Annotated in this window: 18 protein-coding genes; 8 read left to right on the top strand and 10 right to left on the bottom strand. The window is 60.4% G+C overall.

Going from position 1 to position 23716, the window contains the following annotated elements:
* Positions 1-103 precede the first annotated feature (103 nt).
* The 3 genes from ldtR to ACP7B1_RS17400 all read right to left on the bottom strand — a co-directional run bounded on the left by ldtR (position 104) and on the right by ACP7B1_RS17400 (position 2238).
* Positions 104-619 (bottom strand): transcriptional regulator LdtR, encoded by a 516-nt coding sequence (gene ldtR / locus ACP7B1_RS17410; RefSeq protein ID WP_105735615.1) that lies wholly within the window; start codon positions 617-619, stop codon positions 104-106.
* Between the two features lie 138 nt (positions 620-757).
* Entirely contained in the window at positions 758-1186 is a 429-nt protein-coding gene (locus ACP7B1_RS17405; RefSeq protein ID WP_346306101.1) for a DUF6163 family protein, read from the bottom strand.
* Entirely contained in the window at positions 1183-2238 is a 1056-nt protein-coding gene (locus ACP7B1_RS17400; RefSeq protein ID WP_346306100.1) for an enoyl-CoA hydratase/isomerase family protein, read from the bottom strand. The genes ACP7B1_RS17405 and ACP7B1_RS17400 overlap by 4 nt, the downstream gene beginning before the upstream one ends.
* 159 nt (positions 2239-2397) lie before the next feature.
* Here ACP7B1_RS17400 and hemB point away from each other — a divergent pair, with 159 nt between their 5' ends.
* From hemB to ACP7B1_RS17375, 5 genes are all read left to right on the top strand, one after another.
* Entirely contained in the window at positions 2398-3435 is a 1038-nt protein-coding gene (gene hemB, locus ACP7B1_RS17395) for a porphobilinogen synthase (protein ID WP_403172845.1), read from the top strand.
* 140 nt (positions 3436-3575) lie between these two features.
* On the top strand, positions 3576-3989 hold the full coding sequence (locus tag ACP7B1_RS17390; protein ID WP_426137167.1) for an RDD family protein: 414 nt from the start codon (positions 3576-3578) through the stop codon (positions 3987-3989).
* Between the two features lie 47 nt (positions 3990-4036).
* The gene (locus ACP7B1_RS17385; protein WP_346305626.1) at positions 4037-4465 is read left to right on the top strand and encodes a hypothetical protein; all 429 of its coding nucleotides are present in this window, start codon (positions 4037-4039) and stop codon (positions 4463-4465) included.
* Between the two features lie 142 nt (positions 4466-4607).
* Complete coding sequence (locus ACP7B1_RS17380) at positions 4608-5354, top strand: arginyltransferase (RefSeq protein WP_223615712.1); 747 nt, start codon at positions 4608-4610, stop codon at positions 5352-5354.
* Positions 5355-5616: 262 nt separating this feature from the next.
* Positions 5617-6516, top strand: a complete 900-nt coding sequence (locus ACP7B1_RS17375; RefSeq protein ID WP_346306205.1) for a DMT family transporter — start codon at positions 5617-5619, stop codon at positions 6514-6516.
* Between the two features lie 6 nt (positions 6517-6522).
* Here the strand turns inward: ACP7B1_RS17375 and ACP7B1_RS17370 are convergent, their stop codons facing one another.
* From ACP7B1_RS17370 to parC, 4 genes are all read right to left on the bottom strand, one after another.
* Positions 6523-9672 (bottom strand): efflux RND transporter permease subunit, encoded by a 3150-nt coding sequence (locus ACP7B1_RS17370; protein ID WP_346306206.1) that lies wholly within the window; start codon positions 9670-9672, stop codon positions 6523-6525.
* The gene (locus ACP7B1_RS17365; protein WP_346306207.1) at positions 9669-10871 is read right to left on the bottom strand and encodes an efflux RND transporter periplasmic adaptor subunit; all 1203 of its coding nucleotides are present in this window, start codon (positions 10869-10871) and stop codon (positions 9669-9671) included. Before ACP7B1_RS17365 ends, ACP7B1_RS17370 begins: the two co-directional genes overlap by 4 nt.
* A 48-nt stretch (positions 10872-10919) precedes the next feature.
* Complete coding sequence (locus ACP7B1_RS17360; protein WP_346306208.1) at positions 10920-11618, bottom strand: TetR/AcrR family transcriptional regulator; 699 nt, start codon at positions 11616-11618, stop codon at positions 10920-10922.
* 113 nt (positions 11619-11731) lie between these two features.
* Entirely contained in the window at positions 11732-14014 is a 2283-nt protein-coding gene (parC, locus tag ACP7B1_RS17355; protein ID WP_346306209.1) for a DNA topoisomerase IV subunit A, read from the bottom strand.
* A 221-nt stretch (positions 14015-14235) separates the two neighbouring features.
* Between parC and ACP7B1_RS17350 the strand changes: the two genes are divergently transcribed.
* Positions 14236-15435, top strand: a complete 1200-nt coding sequence (locus tag ACP7B1_RS17350) for a hypothetical protein (protein WP_346306210.1) — start codon at positions 14236-14238, stop codon at positions 15433-15435.
* Positions 15436-15512: 77 nt separating this feature from the next.
* Here ACP7B1_RS17350 and aspS read toward each other — a convergent pair whose 3' ends face one another.
* Positions 15513-17303, bottom strand: coding sequence for an aspartate--tRNA ligase (aspS, locus tag ACP7B1_RS17345; protein WP_346306211.1), 1791 nt, complete (start codon positions 17301-17303; stop codon positions 15513-15515).
* Positions 17304-17528: 225 nt separating this feature from the next.
* Here aspS and rnd point away from each other — a divergent pair, with 225 nt between their 5' ends.
* Positions 17529-18686 (top strand): ribonuclease D, encoded by a 1158-nt coding sequence (gene rnd, locus ACP7B1_RS17340; protein WP_223615704.1) that lies wholly within the window; start codon positions 17529-17531, stop codon positions 18684-18686.
* A gap of 95 nt (positions 18687-18781) precedes the next feature.
* The gene (locus tag ACP7B1_RS17335) at positions 18782-19684 is read left to right on the top strand and encodes a DMT family transporter (protein ID WP_346306217.1); all 903 of its coding nucleotides are present in this window, start codon (positions 18782-18784) and stop codon (positions 19682-19684) included.
* Between the two features lie 10 nt (positions 19685-19694).
* Here the strand turns inward: ACP7B1_RS17335 and ppx are convergent, their stop codons facing one another.
* Positions 19695-21206, bottom strand: coding sequence for an exopolyphosphatase (ppx, locus tag ACP7B1_RS17330; RefSeq protein ID WP_346306212.1), 1512 nt, complete (start codon positions 21204-21206; stop codon positions 19695-19697).
* A complete protein-coding gene (locus ACP7B1_RS17325) occupies positions 21203-23404 on the bottom strand; it encodes an RNA degradosome polyphosphate kinase (RefSeq protein WP_403172789.1) in 2202 nt (733 codons plus the stop codon). The genes ppx and ACP7B1_RS17325 overlap by 4 nt, the downstream gene beginning before the upstream one ends.
* Between the last annotated feature and the right edge of the window lie 312 nt (positions 23405-23716).

Genomic DNA, 23716 nt, shown 5'->3' with positions numbered 1-23716 from the left:
TGGCGGATTGATGACTTTTGGCCCGTTGGCACAGCCCTGCACAGCAAAGCCCGCCTTCGCAGTCACGCGAAGCCGGGCTTTTGTTTGACAGTAGTCTCGAGGATTACATGCGGTAGGCGATGGTATCGTTCCAGAAGCGGTCGAGACGCTGCAACGCCTTGTTCATCGACTGGAATTCTTCCGCCTTGATGCCGCCGACATGCTCGATCGAAGCCACGTGACGCTCGTAAAGGCCTGCAACCAGTTCGGCCACTTCATTGCCCTTCTCCGTCAGGCTGACGCGAACCGAACGGCGGTCGGTGCGGGAACGCTCGTGGGAGATGAAGCCGAGCTCGACCAGTTTCTTCAGATTGTAGGACACGTTCGAACCGAGATAGTAACCGCGGCTGCGCAGTTCACCGGCGGTCAGTTCAGCATTGCCGATGTTGAAAAGCAGCAATGCCTGGATGGCGTTGATGTCGCTGCGGCCGTTGCGGTCGAATTCATCTTTGACAACGTCAAGTAAACGACGATGCAGACGTTCGACCAACTGAAGTGCTTCAAGATAAAGAGTCCGCAATGCTGTATCATTGACGGTCGCATGCGGGCTCGTGCCAGACTTTCTCTGTATGTTGTTCATAATACCTGCCTCACTGTTGTTTCGGTGTATTTTTCTCACCGTTGAGGCAACACTATCGAATACGCATAAAATTCGAATTAAAACTCAGACTTAACAGTACCTTACCACGAGGCATGCAATTTCAGGCTTAATGAAGACTTACCGCTGCGGCATGGCCTGCTGGCGCTTCTGCAGCAAAAGCACGATACGGAAGGCGATATAGAGCAAGGCGACGCAGCCATGGATAACGGCAATTGCCGGCCGGAAATAAAAGTATTCCCAGAACACCGTGAACATCAGCGTCTCACCCGCGGCGGCCACGAACCAGATGACGGGACCCCACGAAACCATCATCCAAAGCCCAGTCGCCGCCACGGGAAACAGCATGGCCAGCGACACCGACGCCACCTTCCATTGCCAGGGCATCAGGTCGAAGCGCCAGAGCAGCCCGTCGTAGTAGCCCATGATCTGCACCCAGTAACCGACACCGGCCGCGAGGCAATACAGCGACACCAAACGCAGCAGCCAGATGAATCCGGTCTGGGCCAGCGTCGAATCGAAGGGCAGATGGGTGGGCTTCTCGATCATGTAAGCTGCAGTTCCCGCTCGCCCAATGGCGCGAAATAAGCGTCCACCATCTCAGGCGTCACGTCTTCAACCGTTGCCGGCTGCCAGAGCGGCGCATTGTCCTTATCGACCAGCAGCGCCCGGACACCTTCATAGAAATCATGGTTTTCCAGCATTCGGGACAGGATCCGGTATTCCATCTGCATGCATTGATCCATGTCGAGATCACGTCCTTCTTCGATCTGCCTGAACGTCACGTGCAGGCTGGTGGGAGAACGTGTCCTGACAATATCCAGAACGCGCTGCGCATCCTCGTTTCCGTTCACGCCGGCGGCAGCCAGGCGGATGAGACAACCGCCAAGCGTTTGCGAATCGAAGAGCACGCCGATCATATCGCGTATTTTTTCACTGGTTTCATAGTCCGGATTGATCGTTTTGCCGTGCAAGGCTTCCGCCGGGTCGCCTGTTTTGATCAGGCTATGGCGGATCGCCTCCTTGTCCTGCGCCCGGATCGCATGGGTGGCAATGCCGCTCTGCAGGCAATCGCCCTGGCGGATACGGTTGCCTGTCAGGGCAAGATAGGTGCCGAAATGTTCGGGCAAGTGCGGCAGGAAGGCGCTGCCGCCCACGTCGGGAAAGAAGCCGATCCCGACTTCCGGCATGGCGAACATGACATTTTCCGTGACGATCCGGTGCGAGCCATGCACGGAAATGCCGACACCGCCGCCCATGACGATGCCGTCGATCAGGGAAACATAAGGTTTTGGAAAATGGCGGATGAAGGCGTTGAGCCGGTACTCGTCGTAAAAGAAGTCGTAGAGCGGCTTGCCCGCCTGCCCCGCATGGTAGACGGCAAGAATATCGCCGCCCGCACAAAAGGCGCGGCCTTCCCCCTCAACGATAACGCAGGCGATATCGGGATCGACGGCCCAGGCCTGCAGGGCGCGATGCATCGCCCGGACCATGATCGGGGTCAGCGCATTGAGGGCTTTCGGGCGTGTCAAACGAACCAGTCCGGCCTTGCCGCTGGTTTCGAATACTATTTCGCCTTCGCCGCCGAAATCGATTTCCATGCACCCCTCCTCATTGATTATGATGAGGTTAGGAAACTCCGGCGCACCGCGTCAATGGATCACATCTGTTGCCAAGCATCTTGGTCCGAGGGGGGAAGCCTGTTAAAACACTTCTCAACAACAGCAGAAAGTCCGCTGCACGCGGATAAGGCAGCCATCATGAACAAAGTTTCCCCTTTTCATGCCAGCACCGGCAGGACCGTCGATGAAATCACGCAGAGCCGGCGACTGCGCCGCATGCGCAAGGCCGACTGGTCGCGCCGCCTGGTTCAGGAGAACCAGCTGACGGTGAATGACCTGATCTGGCCGATCTTTCTGTGCGAGGGGACGAATCGCCGTGAAGACATTGCCGCCATGCCCGGCGTGCAGCGCTTTTCTGTGGATATGGCCGCGCGCGAGGCGGAACGCGCCGCAAAGCTTGGCATTCCGGCCATTGCCACCTTCGCCAATATCGACCCGGCCCTGCGCGATGAGACGGGATCGGGCATTCTCGATGCCGACAACCTGATCAACCGCGCCACCCGCGCCATCAAGGACGCGGTGCCGGAAATCGGCATGATCACCGACGTGGCGCTCGACCCGTTCACCAGCCATGGCCATGATGGCATTCTGCGCGACGGCATCATCGTCAATGACGAGACGGTGGCGCAGATCACCCGTGGCGCCGTGCTGCAGGCAGCGGCCGGTGCCGATATCATTGCGCCGTCCGACATGATGGATGGCCGTATCGGTGCCATCCGCGAAGCGCTGGACCAGAATGGTTTCCAGGATGTGGCGATCATGGCCTATGCCACCAAGTTCGCATCGGCCTTCTATGGCCCCTACCGCGAAGCAATCGGCACGTCGGGACGCCTGAAGGGCGACAAGAAGACCTACTACATCGACCCGGCCAATACGGACGAGGCGGTCCGCGAAGCGGAGCAGGATCTGGCGGAAGGCGCGGATTCACTGATGGTCAAGCCCGGCCTGCCCTATCTCGACATCATCCACCGGCTCAAGCAGACATTCTCCGTCCCGACATTCGCCTATCAGGTGTCCGGCGAATACACGATGATCAAGGCCGCCGGCGCCAATGGCTGGATCGACGAGGAACGGGTGATGATGGAAACGCTGCTGGCGTTCAAGCGTGCCGGTTGCGACGGCATCCTGACCTATTTCGCCCCGCTTGTCGCCGAGCGCCTGAAAGCCGGCCTGTAAAAAAATCTGCTTGAATTTCCATTCTGGAGTTCCCACGTTCTGCAGCACGGCACTGTGTCCGTGTGTTTGAAACGGGAAACGAAATGAATACGAGCGCGCTTGACGGCGAAATAATCACCAACCGCCTGGATGACTGGCGGATGTATCAGGGCGTGCGGTCCAGCCGCATTTTTGCGTTCCTGATGGATTATGTCATCGTGTTTTTCCTGTGCATCCCGGTCGCGATCGTCATCGCCATTCTGGGTGTTGCAACGCTTGGCCTTGGATGGATGCTTTATGGCATCATGTTCCCGGCCGTGGCGCTCGCCTATGTGGCGACAACACTCGGCGGACCGCGCCAGGCAACCAAGGGCATGCAGATGATGGGCCTCAGGCTCGAACGTCTTGACGGCCAGAAGGTCGATGGCCTGCTTGCGGTCGTTCATACGGTGCTGTTCTGGGGATTGAATGTGGTGCTGACACCGCTGATCCTGCTTGCAACTTTCGTTGTCGACCGCAAACGCACGGTCCACGATCTTCTTCTTGGTACGGTCGTCGTACGCGCATATCATTAATCCAGAAGGCTCCCATCGGGAGCCTTCTTGCTTTACCGGCCACATCCATGACACATCTCAGGCTTGCTGCTCTCGCCGCAATGGCATTTGCATTCTATGGTTCCGGACTTGGCGACAGCATCGCTGCTTCACCGGCCGGACGATTTTGCGGCGAGGTGATTTCAAGCGGCGACTACCGGGATGTCGTCACGGCGCTCAATGTGGATCGTGATGGCCGCATATCGGGCACATACCAGATCGAAGCGCGCGATGGCCTCGTCATGGGAACCCTCGCGGAAAAAGATCCGGCCAAAGGTACCGAGCGCACGATGGTCTGGGTCGACAAATACGGCTCGGGTCTGCTGACCATCCGCTTTTCCAACGATTACCGTTCCTTCGCCGGCCGCTGGGGCCGTACGGTCGACGGCAAGGTGGATGCGCCGAGCCATTCATGGAACGGCCAGCCCTGCTACAATCTCAATGACGACCACGGCTGACATTAAGCTTGGCACCTCGGTCCTGGCCGTAACGTTTGCAACGACGACCCGCGACATTCACATCTGAATGCAATATAATTGAATTGACGTTTTCGGGGGTCTTACGATTCTATAGGGGTTGCAGACTGTTCCAGGATAACGAATGACGCATCAACCGCAGCAATCACCGCAGTTCTTCCTTACAGCACCCTCGCCCTGTCCTTATCTGGAAGGGCAATTGGAGCGTAAGGTTTTTACACACCTTGTCGGCGGGCGCGCCGCCGAGCTGAATGATCTCCTGACCCAGGGCGGTTTCCGCCGCTCCCAGAACATTGCCTACCGTCCGGCCTGCGAGAATTGCCGGGCCTGCGTTTCCGTGCGCATTCTGGCCGGGGAGTTCAAGCAGGACAAATCCATGCGCCGGGTCTGGAACCACAACCGGGACCTGATCGGCAATATCCACCAGGCGGAACCTTCGACGGAACAATACGCCCTCTTCCGGCGCTATCTCGATGCGCGGCACAACAAGGGCGGCATGTCGGAAATGACGGTGCTCGACTATGCGATGATGGTCGAAGACACCCACGTCCCCACCCAGATCATCGAATACCGCCGCCGCGGGCCGGATTCCTTCATCACCAAGAAAGGCGAAGGCGAGCTGATCGCCGTGGCACTGACCGATGTCATGGGCGACGGATTGTCGATGGTCTATTCCTTCTTCAATCCGGATTACGCCGACCGTTCGCTCGGCACCTTCATGATCCTCGATCACATCCAGCGCGCCGCTGCCGCCGGCCTCCCGCATGTCTATCTCGGCTACTGGGTCGAGGGCTCGCGCAAGATGCAGTACAAAATCCGCTACAAGCCCCAGGAACATCTGGGCCCGAAGGGCTGGGAACGCCGCGATTAGTTCATGTGCACTTTGGTGATGCGTGGTTCGACAAGCTCACCATGAGGGAGGGTGAGGATTGCAGGGGAGCACTATTCTGCAACGTTTGTGACCAACCTTGCACCAAACCATATCCCTCATGGTGAGCTTGTCGAACCACGCACCACGAAACTGCCTTCTGCCGTTTGAAACAGATTTATGTGCAGGCGACCTAGAATAAGCCAGCGCTTGCGGCTAATGCTCGGGCCTCAAAACAAGAAAAAGACTTGGAAAGTCAGAGGAAATGTCCCAACCGCATCTCGATCACCGCAAGGGCCTGCTCATCACGGGCATAGGCGGGCTGATACTCTCCGTCGATATCCCGCTGCTGCGCCTCGGCCAGGGGGAAACCTGGTCGACGCTGCTTTTGCGCAGCGGCACGACCTTCATCTGCGCCCTGATCATCTGGGCGGTGTGGAGCATGGTGACCGGCCGGGTCAAAACCATCCTGCCGGGACGGATCGGCTTTGCCGTGGCCGGGCTTTACGGCCTGGGCTCGATCTTCTTCATGATCGCCGTCTACAACACCTCGACCGCCAACCTTGTCTTCATCCTGGCGTTCAACACGGTGTTTGCGGCGCTGCTTTCCTGGATTTTCCTGAAGGAGCGCCCGAAAACCGCAACCTTCGTCGCCATGTTCTTCATGCTGATCGGCGTCGGGATCATCGTGCGCGAGGGCCTGTCATCGGGGCACCTGTTCGGCAACATCATCGCCCTGATGTCGACATTCTTCCTCGCCTCCGCCATCACGGTGACCCGCGCCTCGAAGAAGGATATGAGCTTTGCCGCCATTATCGGCACCGTCCTGCCGATGATCGTGGCGATTTTCATGGTTTCACAGCATGGCTTTTCCGTCGCCGCGCCCGGCTGGATCATCTTCAACGGCGCCGTGGTGACGACAATCGCCTTTGCCTGCCTGGCGACCGGCCCGCGCTTCCTGTCCGGGCCTGAAGTGGCGATGTTCTATCTCCTGGAGACGGTTCTGGCGCCGATCTGGGTCTGGCTGGTCTTTGCCGAACGTCCAAGCGACCCCACCCTGCTTGGCGGCATCATCATCATCACCACGCTGGTCAGCCATTCGATCTGGCAGATGCACAGCGCCCGCAAGCGCTCGCGGATGGCGGCGTTCCGCCACCCGATCTGAGAACCCCTATTCGGCTGCCTCGCTGGCATAGCCCGGTGCCGGATAGGCGGGCACGGTGCGCACGCCAGGGCGTGCGGCCGCTTCGGCTTCGTCCGGCTTGTTCGGGCGGAAGCCCCAATGGAACGCACGCGCCATCCAGCGGCTGAGATCGTCCATGATCGTGTAGAAGGACGGCACGAACACCAGCGACAGGACGGTCGAGATCAGCAGCCCGCCGATCACCGCGATGGCCATGGGTGCCCGGAACTCGCCGCCATCGCCGAAGGCCAGCGCCGCCGGCACCATGCCCGCGGACATGGCAATCGTCGTCATGACAATGGGACGGATGCGCTTGCGGCCCGCGTCGATGATCGCCTCATTGCGCGGTATGCCGTGCTTGACCTCTTCAATGGCAAAATCGACCAGCATGATGGCGTTCTTGGTGACAATGCCCATCAGCATGAGAATACCGATGACCACGGCCATGGATACGGAATTGTTGGTGAGCAGCAGGGCGGCGGCCACACCGGCAATCGACAACGGCAATGACATCAGAATGGTGAAGGCATGGAAGATACTGCCGAACAGCAGGATCAGCACCACGAACACCAGCATCAGGCCCATGATCATCGCATTGCGGAACCCCGCGAACACTTCGCCCATGACTTCGGCGTCGCCGGTTTCCTGAATGCGCACGCCATCCGGCATGGATTTGACCTGCGGCAAGCCCTTGACGATGGAAAGCCCCTCGCCGATCTCCTTGCCACCGGCCATGTTGGCGCCGACGACGACGCGCCGTTCGCGGTTGAAGCGTTCGATGGACGACGGTCCCTGGCCGAAACTGACCTGCGCGATGGATGCCAGCGGCACCACGACGCCGGATGGGGCGGTCACGGTCAGCGTGTTCAAGACGGTCAGATCGCGGCGGGCGTCCTCGGTCAGCTGAACCCGGATCGGAATCTGTCGGTCACCCACGGTGTATTTCGCCAGATTGGCGTCGAGGTCGCCAAGGGTTGCCACGCGCAGCGCATCGGAAACGGCAGCCGTGGACAGGCCAAGCTCGGCCAGCTTGTCCATGCGCGGTGTCACGATGATTTCCGGACGGTCCAGCGCAGCGCTGGAGGACACCGCCTGGAAGCTGCCCGTTGCCGTCATGCCGCTCTGCATGGACCGGGCCTGCTCGCTCACCTTCTGGCCGTCCGCGCCGATGACGCCGACGGCAAATTCGCGCTCGCCGCGATCATTGACAAAGTTGGCGCGCAGATCCGGCACTTCGGAAAGCTTGGCGAAAATCTCGGCTTCGATCTGCTTCTGGCTTCGGTTGCGCTCGCTCTTGTGGCTGAGCTTGACGATCATGGTCGCGCGGCGCGTATCCGTCTCGCCCTTTGGCGACGACCCGCCGACGACATAGGTCTGCTGCACTTCCGGGATTTCCCTGACCCGCAGCGCCGCTTCATCGGTGACGCGGCGGGTTTCATCGATGCGCGAACCCGGCGTCAGTTCGAGATTGACCGCCACGCGCGCCTCGTCCTGTGCCGGGACAAACCCGGATGGCAGGAACCCCATGGCCCAGATGGCTGTAGCGAACAGCAGGACGCCGCTGATCAGCGTCAGCCAGCGATAGCGCAGCGTCACGCCAAGGAAGCGCGTATAGGCGCCAACCCAGCCGGTGTCATTGTCCTCATGGTGCAGGTTCTTGCCGTCGCGCAGGAGATAGGCGGTCATCATCGGCGTGATCAGGCGGGCGACCAGCAGCGAGAAGAACACCGCCACGGCGACCGTCAGGCCGAACTGCTTGAAATATTGTCCGGCAATGCCGCTCATGAAGCTGACCGGCGCAAACACCGCAATGATCGTCACGGAAATGGCGATAACCGCAAGTCCGATTTCGTCGGCCGCTTCCAGCGACGCGCGGTAAGGCGATTTGCCCGACCGCATGTGCCGGACGATGTTCTCGATCTCCACGATGGCGTCGTCGACGAGAATACCCGTCACCAGCGTGATGCCGAGCAGGCTGATCAGGTTCAGCGAGAAGCCGAGCATATCGATGGCCCAGAATGTCGGGATGGCCGACAGCGGCAGGGCAATCGCCGCGATCAGCGTCGCGCGGATATTGCGCAGGAACAGGAAGACCACGACGATCGACAATAGCGCGCCTTCGACCAGCGAGCTCATGGCGGCTTCATAATTGCCGTAGGTGTAGTTCACTGCATTGTCGATGATGCTGAACCGCACATCGGGGTATTTCTGCGTCAGCAGGTCCATGCGGTCCTGAACCCGCTTGAACACATCCGCATCGCTGGCACCCTTGGCGCGGAACACGCCGAGGGACACCACGGTCTGGTTGTTGACGCGGGCAAAGGATTTGGGTTCCTGGAACGAATCCGACACGGTGCCGATGGCATCCAGCCGGACAGAGCGCCCGCCCGCCAGCGGAATTTCGACGCTGCGCAGGTCGTCCAGCGTGCGGGATGCGCCAAGGGTACGGATGGTCTGCTGGGTTGAACCCAGATCGCCGCGCCCGCCGGTCAGATCGGCATTCATCGATTTCAGCGCGCGGTTGACGTCAAATGCGGTCACGCCCAATGCCGTCAGACGGTCCGGATCGAGCGAGACGCGGATTTCCCGCGTCACGCCGCCATAGCGTTCGACACGGCCGACACCCTTGACGCCCTGGATATCGCGCAGAATCTTGTCGTCGACGAACCAGGACAGTTCCTCGGATGTCATCGCCGGCGCGGAAATCGCATAGGTCAGGATCGACGAGCCCTCGACATCGACAGAGCTGACAATGGGTTCCTTGATCGTGGCAGGCAGATCGCTGCGGATGCGGGTGACCGCATCCTTGACATCGTTGAGCGCCTTCTGCGTATCCACTTCGAGGCGGAACTCGACGAGCGTTGTCGAAATGCCTTCGGTCAGCGTGGTGGTGACGTTCTTCACGCCGGTGATGTTGGCAACCGAATCCTCGACACGCTTGGCGATCTGGGTTTCCAGCTCGCTCGGCGCAACGCCGGGATCGGTGACCGCTACGGAAATCAGGGGAACATCGATATTGGGAAAGCGGGTGATCGGCAGCTTGGAAAAACTCATCAGGCCGAGAACGACGAGCACGACAAACAGCAGGATCGATGGAACCGGATTGCGGATCGACCAGGCGGAAATGTTCCAGTTCATTTGACTGCCCCCGTCGTTTCCGCGGCAATGCGCATGGGCGTCACCCGGTCGCCATTGGCAACGAACGTACCGGCCCGCGCGACAACGTCTTCGCCGTCGGCAAGGCCGTCGAGCACTTCCACAGCGCGGTCATTGCGGATGCCGAGGGTGACCTTGCGCGTGTCGACCACGCCGTCCTTGACCACCTGCACAAGGGCCGTCGGGCCGCGATAGACAACAGCCGAGAGCGGGACGCTGACGCCATTGCGCCGGGTCAATTCGATGACCGCACGGGCAAAGTTGCCGGGCCGGATCGCGTCATTGCGCTCCAGTGAAATCTTCACCGCACCGAGGCGCGAGCTTGCGGTGATTTCCGGGGAGATGAGGCGCACCCGGCCGGAAACCGGCTGTTCCATGCCGGACACGCGCACAGCCACCGGCATGTCAGGCTTGAGGCGCGGCAAATCCACTTCCGGTATATTGGCCGAAAGTTCGAATTCGCCGTCTCGGGCGATGCGGAACAGCGGACCGGCATTCATCGACACAATGCCGCCAAGCAGCGCATTACGGCTGAGGACGACGCCGGTCGTCGGTGCCTTGACGTCGGCCTTTTCGATGCGCAGCAGGACGTCGCGCTTCTGCGCGGCGACCAATTGCAGCTGTGACTGGCTGGCGACCAGCGCCTGCCGGGATGTGTTGAGCCGGGCATTGGCGCTGTCATAGGCATTGGTGGCATTGTCGAAATCGGCTTTGGAGGTGATGCCCTTGGCCGACAGGGCGCGGGCACGGTCGAGCGCTTCCTGGGCCTGCCGGACGGCGATCTGCGCATCGACGATCTGCGCCTCCGACTGGGCGATGGACGCTTCGGCCTGGGCGCGCTGCGCCTCGATCTGCGCCAGCTGGATTTCGAGGGACGATTTGTCGAGGCGGGCGATGATCTCGCCCTCCTTCACCCGGTCACCCTGATCGGCGCTGAGTTCGAGCACGATCAGCCCCGCCACATCGGTTCCCACTGCAACCTCCTGACGCGGAACGATGGTGCCGGTGACGGTGATGGACGCGACCATCTCGGCTTCGACGGCCGGAATGACATTGATGACGGGCGGCTTGACCGCCTGTACGGCCGTCTTGTCCTCGGCCATGGCGGCAGGGACAAGCGCGGCGGTAAGGCCGAGGGCCAGAACGACGGATGCCAGAAGTTTAGTGCGACGGTTGCGCATCGGATTACCTGATCAAAAGAGGTATTTGCTGGATCGGTATGTCAGTATTTATGCTTGCACGGGGCGCAGGATGCCGACCGCAAGAGCGCGGAACATCGGCTCCAGCGCCTCGACAGGCACACCCTGTGCCGGAAAATTCCGCATGATGATCCCCTCGCCCATGGCGGCAAGGCTGGCCACGACAAGCTCCAGGTCACCGACGGGATCAATCTCGCCCCGGGCCTTGGCGGCGCCGACGGCTGACAGAAGCTTTTCGCGCATCTGCCCTTCATAAAGCTCGCATTGGGCCGCAACGGCCTCGTTGCGGATGGCTTCCGCCCGTACCTCGGCAAAAAGCCGCGCGCTGGCGTCGTCAACGCCGTTCGCCGACTTCTGGCGAACGTGATCGAGGCCCACCATCACAAGCGCATCGATGATGTTGCCGTAACCGCTCATGCGGTCGAGAATTTCGGCGCTTGCCTTGCGATGGCCCGCGACGATGGCTTCGATCAGGGATTCTTTCGAGGGGAAGTAACGGTAAAGCGCACCGGGGCTCATGCCGGCCTCGGAGCAGATGTCATTCATCGATGCGCCACGAAAGCCCGCACGGACAAAACAGTTGGTGGCGGCTTCAAGGATGCGCGCTTCCTGCACTTCGCGGTTCTGCGCCCGTTTGCCGAACAGCTTGGCGACAAAACAACCGGATTCCCTGTCCGATCCGTCATCGGTCAGGAGCTTCGATTGATTTGGCAGAATACTGTCGGTCACAAGGCACCACAAAAAAGAGCGAATGTTCACTCTCATTTACAGCGAAACGAAAAACCGGTCAATACGAGAATGAACGTTCTCGTTTAATTTTTCAATCAGCCGTCACGTCGATGTCAGGAAAACTTGCCCGAGCGCGGGAAACCCTTCGGCACCATGCGGCCGGCGGAAGCACGCGGCCCAATCCATTCGGCCAGTTCCTCCCGGCTGCGCGTGAACGTCCGGTCCGCCGCATCCTGCCATGTGAGTCCCCGCTCCATGGCAAAGACGCGGATGTCGGAGACGCCGCCATCCTTGTAGCGCTGCAAGCGTACGCCTTTACCGCGCCCGAGTTCGGGGATTTCCGCCAGCGGGAACACCAGCATCTTGCGGTTCTCGCCGACGATCGCCACGCTGTCACCAGCGACGGGAATGCAATGGCGCGCCTCATCCGGCGCCTTGACGTTCATCACCTGCCTGCCCTTGCGGGTATTGGCCATGACATCCGCCTCCGGCACGAGGAAGCCATTGCCGTCATGGGATGACAGCAGCAGCTGGCGTCCGGGGTTGTGCACAAAGGCCGTGACGATGTCCTGATCGTTCTCCATATCCACGATGATGCGGATCGGCTCGCCATGACCGCGCCCGCCGGGCAGGCTGTTGGCGCCGATGGTGTAGAACTTGCCGCCGGTGGTCAGGATCAGAATCCGGTCCGTGGTTTCCGCGTGGAATGCCAGCTTGAGCTTGTCGCCCTCCTTGAAGGTTAGCGACGAGAAATCGGGCAGATGCCCCTTCATGGCGCGCAGCCAGCCCTTTTCCGAGACAACGACCGTCACCGGTTCCTTCTCGATCATGGCGTGGTGAATATCGGCCTGGTCATGCTGCGGCGCATCGGCAAAGGTGGTGCGTCGCTTGCCGAGCGGTGTGTCGGCCGCATATTTCTTCTGCATTTCGGCGATCTGCCAGGAAATGGTCTGCCACTGCTTGGCATCGGAACCCAGCAACTGCTCGATTTCGCCCTTTTCGGCGGTCAGCCCGTCGAATTCCTTGCGGATCTCGAATTCCTCGAGCTTGCGCAACGACCGCAGGCGCATATTCAGGACCGCTTCCGCCTGAACATCGCTCAGCCCGAAACGGGCCATCATTTCCTGCTTGGGCTCATCCTCCTCGCGGATAATGCGGATCACCTCGTCCAGATTGAGATAGGCAATCAGGAAACCGCCGAGAATTTCCAGGCGGCGCTCGATCTCAGCCAGCCGGTGACGCGAACGGCGGATGAGGACATCCTTGCGGTGTTCGAGCCATTGCTTGAGCACGTCGCGCAGCGACAGGACGTTGGGCACCTTGCCGTTCGAGAGAACATTCATATTCAGGGGAAAACGTGTTTCCAGCTCGGACAGCTTGAACAGGGATTCCATCAGAATATCGGGATTGACGCTGCGGCTCTTCGGTTCGAGCACGATGCGCACATCCTCGGTGGATTCGTCGCGCACGTCATCCAGCAAGGGAATTTTCTTGGCGATCAGGAGCTCGGCGATCTTTTCGATCAGCCGTGATTTCTGCACCTGATAGGGAATTTCGGTGATGACGACGATCCAGGTGCCGCGCCCCTGATCCTCCACATGCCAGCGGGCGCGCAGGCGGAAACCACCGCGCCCGGTCTTGTAGGCATCGAGAATGGCATCGGCGCTTTCGACAAGCACGCCACCGGTCGGGAAATCCGGCCCGCGCACCCTGGTTCTGGTGTGATCCTCGGGATCGTCCTCCAGCGACATCAGCTCTTCGACCGTCGCCTCGGGATGCTTGATCAGGTGCAGGGCGGCGGCGCAGAGCTCCGACACATTGTGTGGCGGGATCGATGTGGCCATGCCAACCGCAATGCCGGACGAGCCGTTGGCGAGCAGGTTCGGGAAGGCGCCGGGAAGAACGATCGGTTCTTCGTCTTCCTCGTTATAGGTCGGGCGGAAATCGACGGCATCCTCGGTGATGCCTTCGAGAAGCAGCATGGCAACGTCGGTCATCCGCGCTTCGGTATAGCGCATGGCCGCCGGGTTATCGCCGTCGATATTGCCGAAATTGCCCTGCCCGTCGACAACCGGATAACGCACGGCGAAATCCTGCGACAGGCGCACCAGCGCGTCATAGATCGACTGATCGCCATGCGGGTGGAACTTGCCCATGACCTCGCCGACGATGCGGGCGCATTTGGCATAGGACTGGTCGGGCGAAAGCCGCAACAGCCGCATCGCATGCATGATTCTGCGGTGGACGGGTTTGAGCCCGTCGCGCACATCCGGCAGGGCACGGTTCATGATTGTCGAAAGCGCGTAGGCCAGATAGCGTTCTTCCAGCGCGGCTTTCAGATCAACCGGTTCAATATTATCGTCGCCATTGTCTGGCGGAATCAGGCTTTTTCCCATGTCAATGGGTTATCAACTCACCGATTCACGGGCAAGCAATGATTCGCTCAGATCACAGTCTGTTGCCTATCGTGATGAGCAAAAAATGGGCAGGGCTTGCGTCCATCCGCCAAATCTGACTTTCTACCGCCCAATTGGCCCGATTTCGCAGGGAAAGACTGTCATAGTTTTGCCGCGCGGCATGGGATAGATTTGTTTACCGAGCAAACAAGGAACACACTATGCGTCCAACCTACTCTCTGAAATCCGGCTTGCACCTCATGGCTGCGACCACTGCACTTGTCGTTGTCTTTGCCGGTTCAGCCTATGCGGTGGACGGCAATGCGGTGGCGGCCCGTTTGAAGGCCGTTTACGGCGAACAGGGCGGCACCCTCGAATACGCCAATGTTGAAACCAACGGCTCGACCGTCACCCTCAAGGACACCAAGCTGTCCGCAGCGGGCGCCAAGGAGAGCTTCAATGCCGGCGACGTGACATTGAGTGATGTCAGCGACGTTTCGGGCGGCGGCTTCAAGATCGGATCGGTAACCGTACCGGATATCAAGTTCAGCCCAGCCGATGAACCGGACAGCAAGATCAGTGTCGAAGGCATCAAGCTTGAAGGCATCACCCTGCCGGCCGAAGGCGCAACCGAACCGCTGGCGAAAATGCTCCAGTACCAGAAGGGCGGGCTGAAGCACTTCAACGTCAACAGCAAGGGCAAGGATGTCTTTTCGGCTGACAACCTGACCGTTTCCGTTTCGCCGTTCACCGCGTCGGCGCCGGTCGTCTTCACATCCAATGTCGCAAGCTTCAAAGCGGACCTGTCGGGTGTGGAAGACCCAAAGACCAAGGACACGATCAAGGCGCTTGGTTATGAAACGCTTTCGGGCAAGATCGACATGAACGGCTCGTGGAACATCCCCGACGGCCGTCTCAACGTCGACAAGTTCGCCTTTGCCGCCGACAATGCCGGCACGCTGGGCATGAAGTTCGACATTTCCGGTTACACGCTCGACTTCATCAAGGGCATTCAGGACGCTGTAAAGAGCGGCGACGGCAAGCCTGACGATGCCAAGGGCATGGCCATGCTCGGCCTGATGCAGCAGCTCAGCTTCACCGGCGCATCGATCCGCTTCGACGATGCTTCGCTCACCAACAAGGCTCTCGACTACGCTGCCAAGCAGCAGGGTGCCAAGCGCACCGACCTGGTCAACCAGGGCAAGGCCATCCTTCCGATGATGGCAGCGCAGCTCGGCAATGCCGAATTCGCCCAGGCCCTGGGAACAGCGGTCAGCGCCTATCTCGACAGCCCGAAGAACATCGAGATCAAGGCCGCCCCGGCCAAGCCCGTGCCGTTTGCCATCATTGCAGCCGGCGGCATGGCCGATCCGAAGTCGCTGATCAAGACGCTCGGCGTCACGGTCAACGCCAACCAGTAATCGATAGAGACGGCAATGAAAAAGCCCGGCGAGATGCCGGGCTTTTTTGTTTGTCCAGAGTCGGTTGGAAAGGGTTTTTAATCCTCTTTCTTCATCGGCGCGAGGCGGATGTTGAGGTCGCGCAGCTGCGCGGGCGACACATCCGACGGCGCATTCATCAGAAGATCGTAGGCCTGCTGGTTCATCGGGAACATGGTGATCTCGCGCAGGTTCTTGGCACCCACGAGCAGCATCACGATGCGGTCGATACCGGCCGCCATGCCGCCATGCGGCGGTGCGCCATACTGGAACGCGCGGTAGAGGCCGCCAAAGCGTTCTTCCACGGTTTCCCGCGAATGGCCGACCGCCTCGAACGCCTTCACCATGGTTTCCGGCAGATGGTTGCGGATGCCGCCCGAGGAAATCTCGAAGCCGTTGCAGACGAGATCGTACTGGAACGCCTTGATCGTCAGCGGGTCCTGGTGCTCCAGCGCGTCCATGCCGCCCTGCGGCATGGAGAACGGGTTGTGGGCGAAATCGATCTTCTTCTCGTCTTCCAGCCATTCGAAGAACGGGAAGTCGACAATCCAGGCAAGCTTGAACTGGTCGCGGTCGACGAGGTTGAGTTCTTCGCCCGCACGGGTACGTGCGGCACCGGCAAAGGAGACGAACTTCTTGGGATCGCCCGCAACGAAGAACGCCGCATCGCCATCGTCCAGACCCAGCTGCACGCGCAAGGCTTCGGTGCGTTCCGGTCCGATGTTCTTGGCCAGCGGACCGGCACCCTCAAGCGCTTCACCTTCCTTGCGCCAGAAGATATAGCCGAGGCCCGGCTGGCCCTCGCCCTGCGCCCAGGAGTTCATGCGGTCGCAGAAGGCGCGCGAGCCGCCTGTCTTGGCCGGGATCGCCCAGATTTCCACCTTCGGATCGTTGGCGATCATGTTGGCGAAAACCTTGAAGCCGGAACCGGCGAAATGCTCGGTCACCGCCTGCATCTCGATCGGGTTGCGCAGGTCGGGCTTGTCCGAACCGTATTTGCGCATGGCATCGTCATAGGCGATGCGCGGGAACTGCTGCGTGACCGGCTTGCCCTCGGCGAATTCCTCGAACACGCCGCGCAGGACTGGCTCCATCGTCGACAGCACGTCTTCCTGTTCGACAAAGCTCATTTCGATGTCGAGCTGGTAGAACTCGCCCGGCAGGCGGTCGGCGCGCGGGTCTTCGTCGCGGAAGCACGGTGCGATCTGGAAGTAGCGGTCGAAACCGGACATCATGATCAGCTGCTTGTACTGCTGCGGCGCCTGCGGCAGGGCATAGAACTTGCCGGGATGAATGCGGCTGGGCACGAGGAAGTCGCGCGCACCTTCCGGCGACGATGCCGTCAGGATCGGCGTCGAGAATTCGGTGAAGCCGATCTCGGTCATGCGGCGGCGCATGGCGGCGATGATCTTGGTGCGCGACATGATGTTCTTGTGCAGCGTGTCGCGGCGCAGATCGAGGAAGCGGTACTTCAGGCGGATGTCTTCCGGATAGTCCAGCTCGCCGAACACTGGCAGCGGCAGTTCCTTGGCGGCGGACAGGATTTCGATCTCGCGGGCAAACACTTCGATCTCGCCCGTCGGCATGTTGGCATTGACCGTGTCGTCCGTGCGGGCCTTCACTTCACCGTCGACGCGGATCACCCATTCGCCGCGCACGGTCTCGGCCAGCTTGAAGGCGGGCGAGTCGGGGCTGGCGACGATCTGGGTCAGACCGTAGTGATCGCGGATGTCGATGAAGAGAATGCCGCCATGATCGCGGACGCGATGAACCCAGCCGGAAAGACGAACTGTCGAACCAACGTCGGATTTCCGCAGGGCGGCGCAGGTATGGCTGCGGTAACGGTGCATGATATGTGCCTCTGAGATGCTTGATGCTTGCTGCCGGGAGGTGTGAAGAAAGCCCCGGCCATGATCTTGGAATTTGCGCGGACAAGCGCATTTTGACGGCGATTTGTCAAGATTGCGAATGACTGGAAGCCCGTTTTGTGGGCCTATCAACCATATAGACGCGACAAGCAGCGAAGAAACTCGGACAGGCGAGACAAATGCATTTCCATTCGCTATAGAAATTTCATGACCATGATTACAACCACAGATCAGCTTGACCAGGCTGTAGCCGCCCTTTCGCAATCCGATTTCGTAACAGTCGACACGGAGTTCATCCGGGAGACCACGTTCTGGCCGGAGCTTTGCGTTATCCAGCTCGCATCCCCTGATCATACTGCCATTGTCGATGCCCTCGCCCCGGGTCTCGATCTTGCGCCGTTTTTCCGGCTGATGGCGGATGAGACCATCGTCAAGGTGTTCCACGCGGCGCGGCAGGATATCGAGATCGTTTTCCATCTCGGCAATCTGATCCCCCACCCGGTCTTCGACACGCAGGTGGCGGCCATGGTCTGCGGCTTCGGCGATGCCATTGCCTATGACCAGCTGGTGCAGCGGGTGAATGGCGCGCAGATCGACAAGTCATCGCGCTTCACCGACTGGCGCCGCCGCCCGCTCTCCGACAAGCAGCTCGACTATGCGCTGGCCGATGTCACCCATCTGCGCGACATCTATCTGCACCTCAAAGCAAAGCTTGAGGAAGAAGGCCGCACCGACTGGGTGCTCGACGAGATGAAGGTGCTGACGGCGCGCGAGACCTATGACATGCATCCCGACGATGCGTGGAAGCGCCTGAAGATGCGCCTGCGCAAACCGCAGGAGCTTGCCGTGCTGCGCAGCGTTGCCGCCTGGCGCGAACGCGAAGCGCGCGAGCGCAACGTGCCGCGCGGCCGCGTGCTCAAGGACGACGCCATTTACGAGATCGCCCAGCAGCAGCCTCGTGACGTGGAAGCGATGGGCCGGCTGCGCACCATCCCCAAGGGCTGGGAGCGCTCCAGCATCGCCACGGGGCTGCTCAATGCCGTCAACATCGCGCTGGACCTGCCAAAGGAAGACATGCCGCGCCTGCCGAAATCCGTGCAGTCGCCGGAAGGCGCAGGAGCAGCGGCCGAACTGCTGAAGGTTCTGCTGCGTCTCGTGACGGAAGAACACGGCGTTGCCGCCAAGGTTGTCGCGACGTCAGACGAGATCGACCGGATTGCCGCGGAAGGCGATGCGGACGATATTCCGGCCCTGCAGGGCTGGCGCCGCGAAGTTTTTGGTGAAAAGGCGCTGCAGCTGATCAATGGCGAGTTGTGCCTGAAGTTCGAGAACAAGCGGATCCGCGCCGTGCCCTGCACGGACTGATACTTCGGCCTAAACCGAAGTACCGGCCCGCCAAAACTGGCTAGCATCGGCCCGTTGAAACATGCTGATGTGAGGCAATGATGTCTGCTACCCCCGTGCAAACCCCGTCTCTGGCCAAAGAACTGGCGCTTCTCGCCATTCTTGCCACGCTGTGGGGTGCCTCCTACACCTTCATCCGGGTCGGGGTCGAGACGATCCCGCCTGTCACATTCATCGCCGCCCGCACGCTGATCGCCGGCGGACTGCTGCTGGCCATCATCAAGCTGCGCGGCCTTGCCCTGCCGCGCGATCCGGCGATTTGGAAACGCTTTCTCATCCAGGCCTGCATCAACAGCGTGATCCCCTTCACACTGATCGCCTGGGCGGAATTGACCGTCAATGCCGGTCTTGCCACTATTCTCAATTCGACAACGCCGATCTTCGCCTTTCTGCTGACGGTCCTGATCACCCGCCACGAAGCCGTGACCACGCGAAAAGTCTTCGGCGTGGCGGCCGGTGTCATCGGTATTTCCCTGATCATCGGGCTCGAGGCATTCAACGGCATCGGCAAGGAACTGGTGGCGCAGCTTGCCATCGTTGCGGCAACGATTTCCTATGCGGCGGCCGCCATCCTCGGCAAGGGTTTCAAAAATCTCGATCCGATGATGCCCGCCGCTGGCTCGATGCTCTGCGGTGCCGTCATCCTCATTCCGGTCAGCCTCGTGGTCGACCGGCCATGGACGCTGGCGCCCTCTGCCCACTCCCTGCTCGCGCTGCTTGGCCTTGCCGTCTTCTCCACCGCCCTCGCCTTCGTGATCTATTTCCGGCTGATCAATACGCTGGGCACGGTCGGCACGACATCGCAGGCCTATCTGCGCGTACCGATCGGCGTCGGCATCGGCGTGCTGTTTCTCGGCGAAAGCCTGGCATCGACCGCATGGATCGGTCTGGTCTGCGTGATTGCCGGTGTCGCGGCGATGACCCTGCCCGGACGCAAGAAGGCGGCTATCGCCGCCTGAGCACCGGCACTTATTTGCCGATGGCCATTTTCAGCGGCTTGCCCGTCAGTTTCGCCAATTGCTGCAAGCGGCCTTCCGGCACGTCGCCGATCAGGTCGGCATTCCTTGCCGCCACTTCGAGATAGATGCCGTCAGACGCCTGTTTCCACGAGAGGTTGGGAACCACCCCGGCCATCGACGCGGAAAACGGATAAACAATCCGCATGATCGCCGCCAGTATCTTCGAATATTCCAGCAGCCGCGGCGTAGCGAGTGCCGCCAGTTCCGGGTCTGCCGCGTTGTTGGCAATGCCCTCATGGCGGAAGAAATTGGCAAGCGCGATATAGGCACGGCCCGGATGATCAATGCCGACAAAAGCGGCGTTGGAGATCATGTTCAGCGCCTGCGAACCGCGATAATCGGGGTGGGCACGCCAGCTGATATCGGCGATCAGGCAGGCTGCGCGGCGGTAGCGCTTCTCGTCCTCCGTCTCGTCATAGCCGAGTGCGGCAAAGGCATCGCCGCTCCAGTCCGCCAGTTCGCGCGCATAGGCGGGCGAGCGGGCGCGCAGGACGGCCAGTTCATCGGCGGCGGCAATCAGCGGGTCTTCCAGCTGTTCGGATTCCGACAGCAGCGAGAACAGAAACCCTTCCCGCACGCCAAGGGCCGAAAAGACAACCTTGGACGGACGCATCTTGCGGATGGTCTCAAGCAGCGCGATGGCGCCATAGGACAAGAGCGCACGGCGGTTCTTCGAGACATCCTCGATCCCGCGCATATTGTCGAGATTGCCGTCCGCGACGCGCTTGAGAAAGCGCTGTGCTTCCTCGAAAGGAATTTCATAGTGGTGCATGACGTGCAGCGGATAGTGCTCGGCACTCATGTGCAGCTTGGCGAGGTTTCGCCACGTGCCGCCCACGGCGTAGAACGCCCGGCCCTTGCCCTTGGCCAAAAGCTTGGCCGATTCCAGCGTCTTCTTGGCGATATCGGACGCGGCGGAAAGATCGCCGTTCGACATATCCTGCAGACGCAGGCCGCCCAGCGGCAGGGTGATGCCGTCGCCGATGGTGCGGCCCTTGACGTCGACCAGTTCGAGACTGCCGCCGCCCAGATCACCTGCGATACCATCGGGATCATGAAAACCGGAGATGATCCCCAGCGCGGAATAATAGGCCTCTTCCCGGCCCGACAGAACCTTGATCGGTTCCCCCAGAACGATTTCGGCCTGGGCGATGAAATCGGGACCGTTTTCGGCTTCGCGCGCTGCCGCCGTCGCCAGCACATCCAGCGAGCGGGCGCCCGCCTGATCGGCCAGGGCGCGGAACCGGCGCAGCGCCCGCAAGGCGCTTTGCACGGCCTTTTCATTCAGCTTGCCGGTTTTTACCAGGCCTTTGCCAAGGCCGCAGAGAATCTTTTCGTTGAAAAGGACGGTCGGCGAACGGGTAACCCCCTCATAGACGACCAGACGTACAGAGTTCGAGCCGATGTCGATGACACCGGCCGGATGGCGTCCTTGCACACGCCCCTGCGCTGCGGATATCATGCAGTCTTGTTTTTCGCTGCTTTGGATCGCTTGCGGTGAGCGATCAAGCGTGGTGCTGAAGACTTCAGCGACTTGCCGCGGCCGGACAGGCTGGGATTTGTCATGAAATATTCCTGCGCGTTAAAAGCATCTTCTCCATCCGCCGGAACAATCCGGCGCGATGTACCGTCTGCTAGTAACTCGTAACTCTGCTGGTTGTCGAGAAGGTTTGCCAGCATAATCTGTGAAAGAAGCTGTTGATGCACAGTTGGATTGGTGATCGGAACCAGCGTTTCGACGCGGCGGTCGAGGTTGCGGGTCATCATATCGGCTGAACCGATATAGACGAGCGCCTTTTCCGACGGCAGTCCCGCACCGTTGCCGAAGCAGAAAATACGGCTGTGTTCGAGAAAGCGGCCGACGATGGATTTCGCCCGGATCGTGTCGGAAAGCCCCGGAACCTGCGGGCGCAGGCAGCAGATGCCGCGCACGATGAGGTCGATGTCGACGCCATGCGTGCTGGCATTGTAGAGCGCATCGATGATCTGCGGATCGACCAGAGAATTCATCTTCATCCATATTGCTGCCGGACGGCCGGCCTTGGCATGCTCGATTTCTTCGGCGATATGCTGGAGAATGCGCGGGCGCAGGGTGGTCGGCGACACGGCAATGCCCATCTCGCCGGATGGCTGGGTATAACCGGTGATGAAATTGAAGATCTGGGCAACGTCGCGGCCGATGGATGGCTCGCACGTGAAGAACGACAGATCCGTATAGATCTTGGCGGTGATCGGGTGGTAATTGCCCGTGCCGAGATGCACGTAGCTGCGCAGCTTCTGTTCCTCGCGGCGCACGACCAGCGACATTTTTGCATGGGTTTTCAGCTCGATGAAGCCGAAGACGACCTGAACGCCGGCGCGTTCCAGATCGCGCGCCCAGCGGATATTGGCTTCTTCGTCGAAGCGCGCCTTGAGCTCGACCAGCGCCGTCACAGACTTGCCGGCATCGGCGGCGTCGATCAGTGCGCGCACGATGGGGCTGTCATTGGAGGTGCGGTAGAGCGTCTGCTTGATGGCAACCACTTCCGGGTCCGCCGCCGCCTGGCGCAGGAACTGCACGACGACGTCGAAGGATTCGTAGGGGTGGTGCACCACGATGTCCTTTTCGCGGATCGCGGCAAAGCAATCGCCGCCATGCTCGCGCACCCGCTCGGGGAAGCGCGGGTTGTAGGGCACGAATTTCAGGTCGGCGCGCGGAATGCCGACGATTTCGGAGATGGTGTTGAGCGCCAGAAGACCTTCGAGCACGCTGATGCGGTTGTCGGGAACACCGAGTTCCGTCGCCACGAAAGCACGCAGCGATTCCGGCATTTCATCATCGAACTCGATGCGGATCACCTGGCCGCGGCGGCGGCGCTTCAGCGCGCTTTCGAACAGGCGCACCAGATCTTCGGCTTCTTCCTCCACCTCGATATCGCTGTCGCGGATGATGCGGAATGTGCCGGCGCCCTTCACCTCGTAGCCCGGGAACAGCCGCCCGGTGAACAGGCTGATGGCATCCTCAAGCGTCAGGAAGCGGAAACGGCCGGCATCGTCGGGAATCTGGATGAAACGTTTCAACGCCTGCGGCAGGCGCAACAGCGCGGTCATCGGACGGTTGTCGATGCTGCGGCTCAACAGCATGGCGATGGTGAAACCGAGATTGGGAATGAACGGGAACGGATGCGCCGGATCGATGGAAAGCGGGGTCAGGACGGGATAGATGGTTTCGAGAAAGTGATCCTCGAGCCAGAGGCGCTCGCCTTTGGTCAGCTTGTCCGGGCGGACGATTTCAATATTTTCGGCCAGCATCTCGACGCGCAGTTCGTTCAGGCGCAGCTGCTGGGCGGCCTGCAGTTTGCCAACTTCATCGAGCACGAATTCCAGCTGCTCCTGCGGCGTGCGCCCATCCGGGCTGCGATTGGCTACTCCGGCACGCACCTGCCCGGCGAGACCGGCAATGCGCACCATGAAGAATTCGTCGAGATTGGCGGCGGAGATGGACAGGAAGCGCAGGCGCTCCAGCAGCGGCTGGTGCACATTGTGGGCTTCTTCCAGTACGCGGCGGTTGAATTGCAGCCAGGAGAACTCGCGATTGACGAAACGGTCGACACTGGTGTGCAGATCCGGCAGACCGATGGCTTCGACTGCATTCGTTATGGCGGGTGACTGATCGTTCATTGTCATTCTCCGATTGGAATAGTCCCGTCAAAGGCGGAATCACAGGCCATATTAGTCAAGTCTCTTGAAGGTTTTATAGCAATCGCGGCCCAATCCCTCCTCAGCCCGATAAAAATCGGCACGCGGCAGCTTACACCGGAACCAAAGCCTTTCGCGATGAATTTCTCATGCGGCATCAGGCTGAAGACCCGCCACAATGCCGGTTGCGGCGCAACCAGCCGCCACTTGTGTCAGATTGCCTCGCTTTAGCGCAGCAGAAGCGATTTTCTTCGCCGCGGAATTGCTCTATGAGAAAGGCAACACCATTGCCTA

It is taken from the genome of Phyllobacterium sp. SL163, from assembly GCF_049896885.1.
Lineage (GTDB): Bacteria > Pseudomonadota > Alphaproteobacteria > Rhizobiales > Rhizobiaceae > Phyllobacterium > Phyllobacterium calauticae.
Note: the sequence above shows the minus strand (reverse complement) of the source record. Positions and strands in the feature narration are given on the sequence as shown.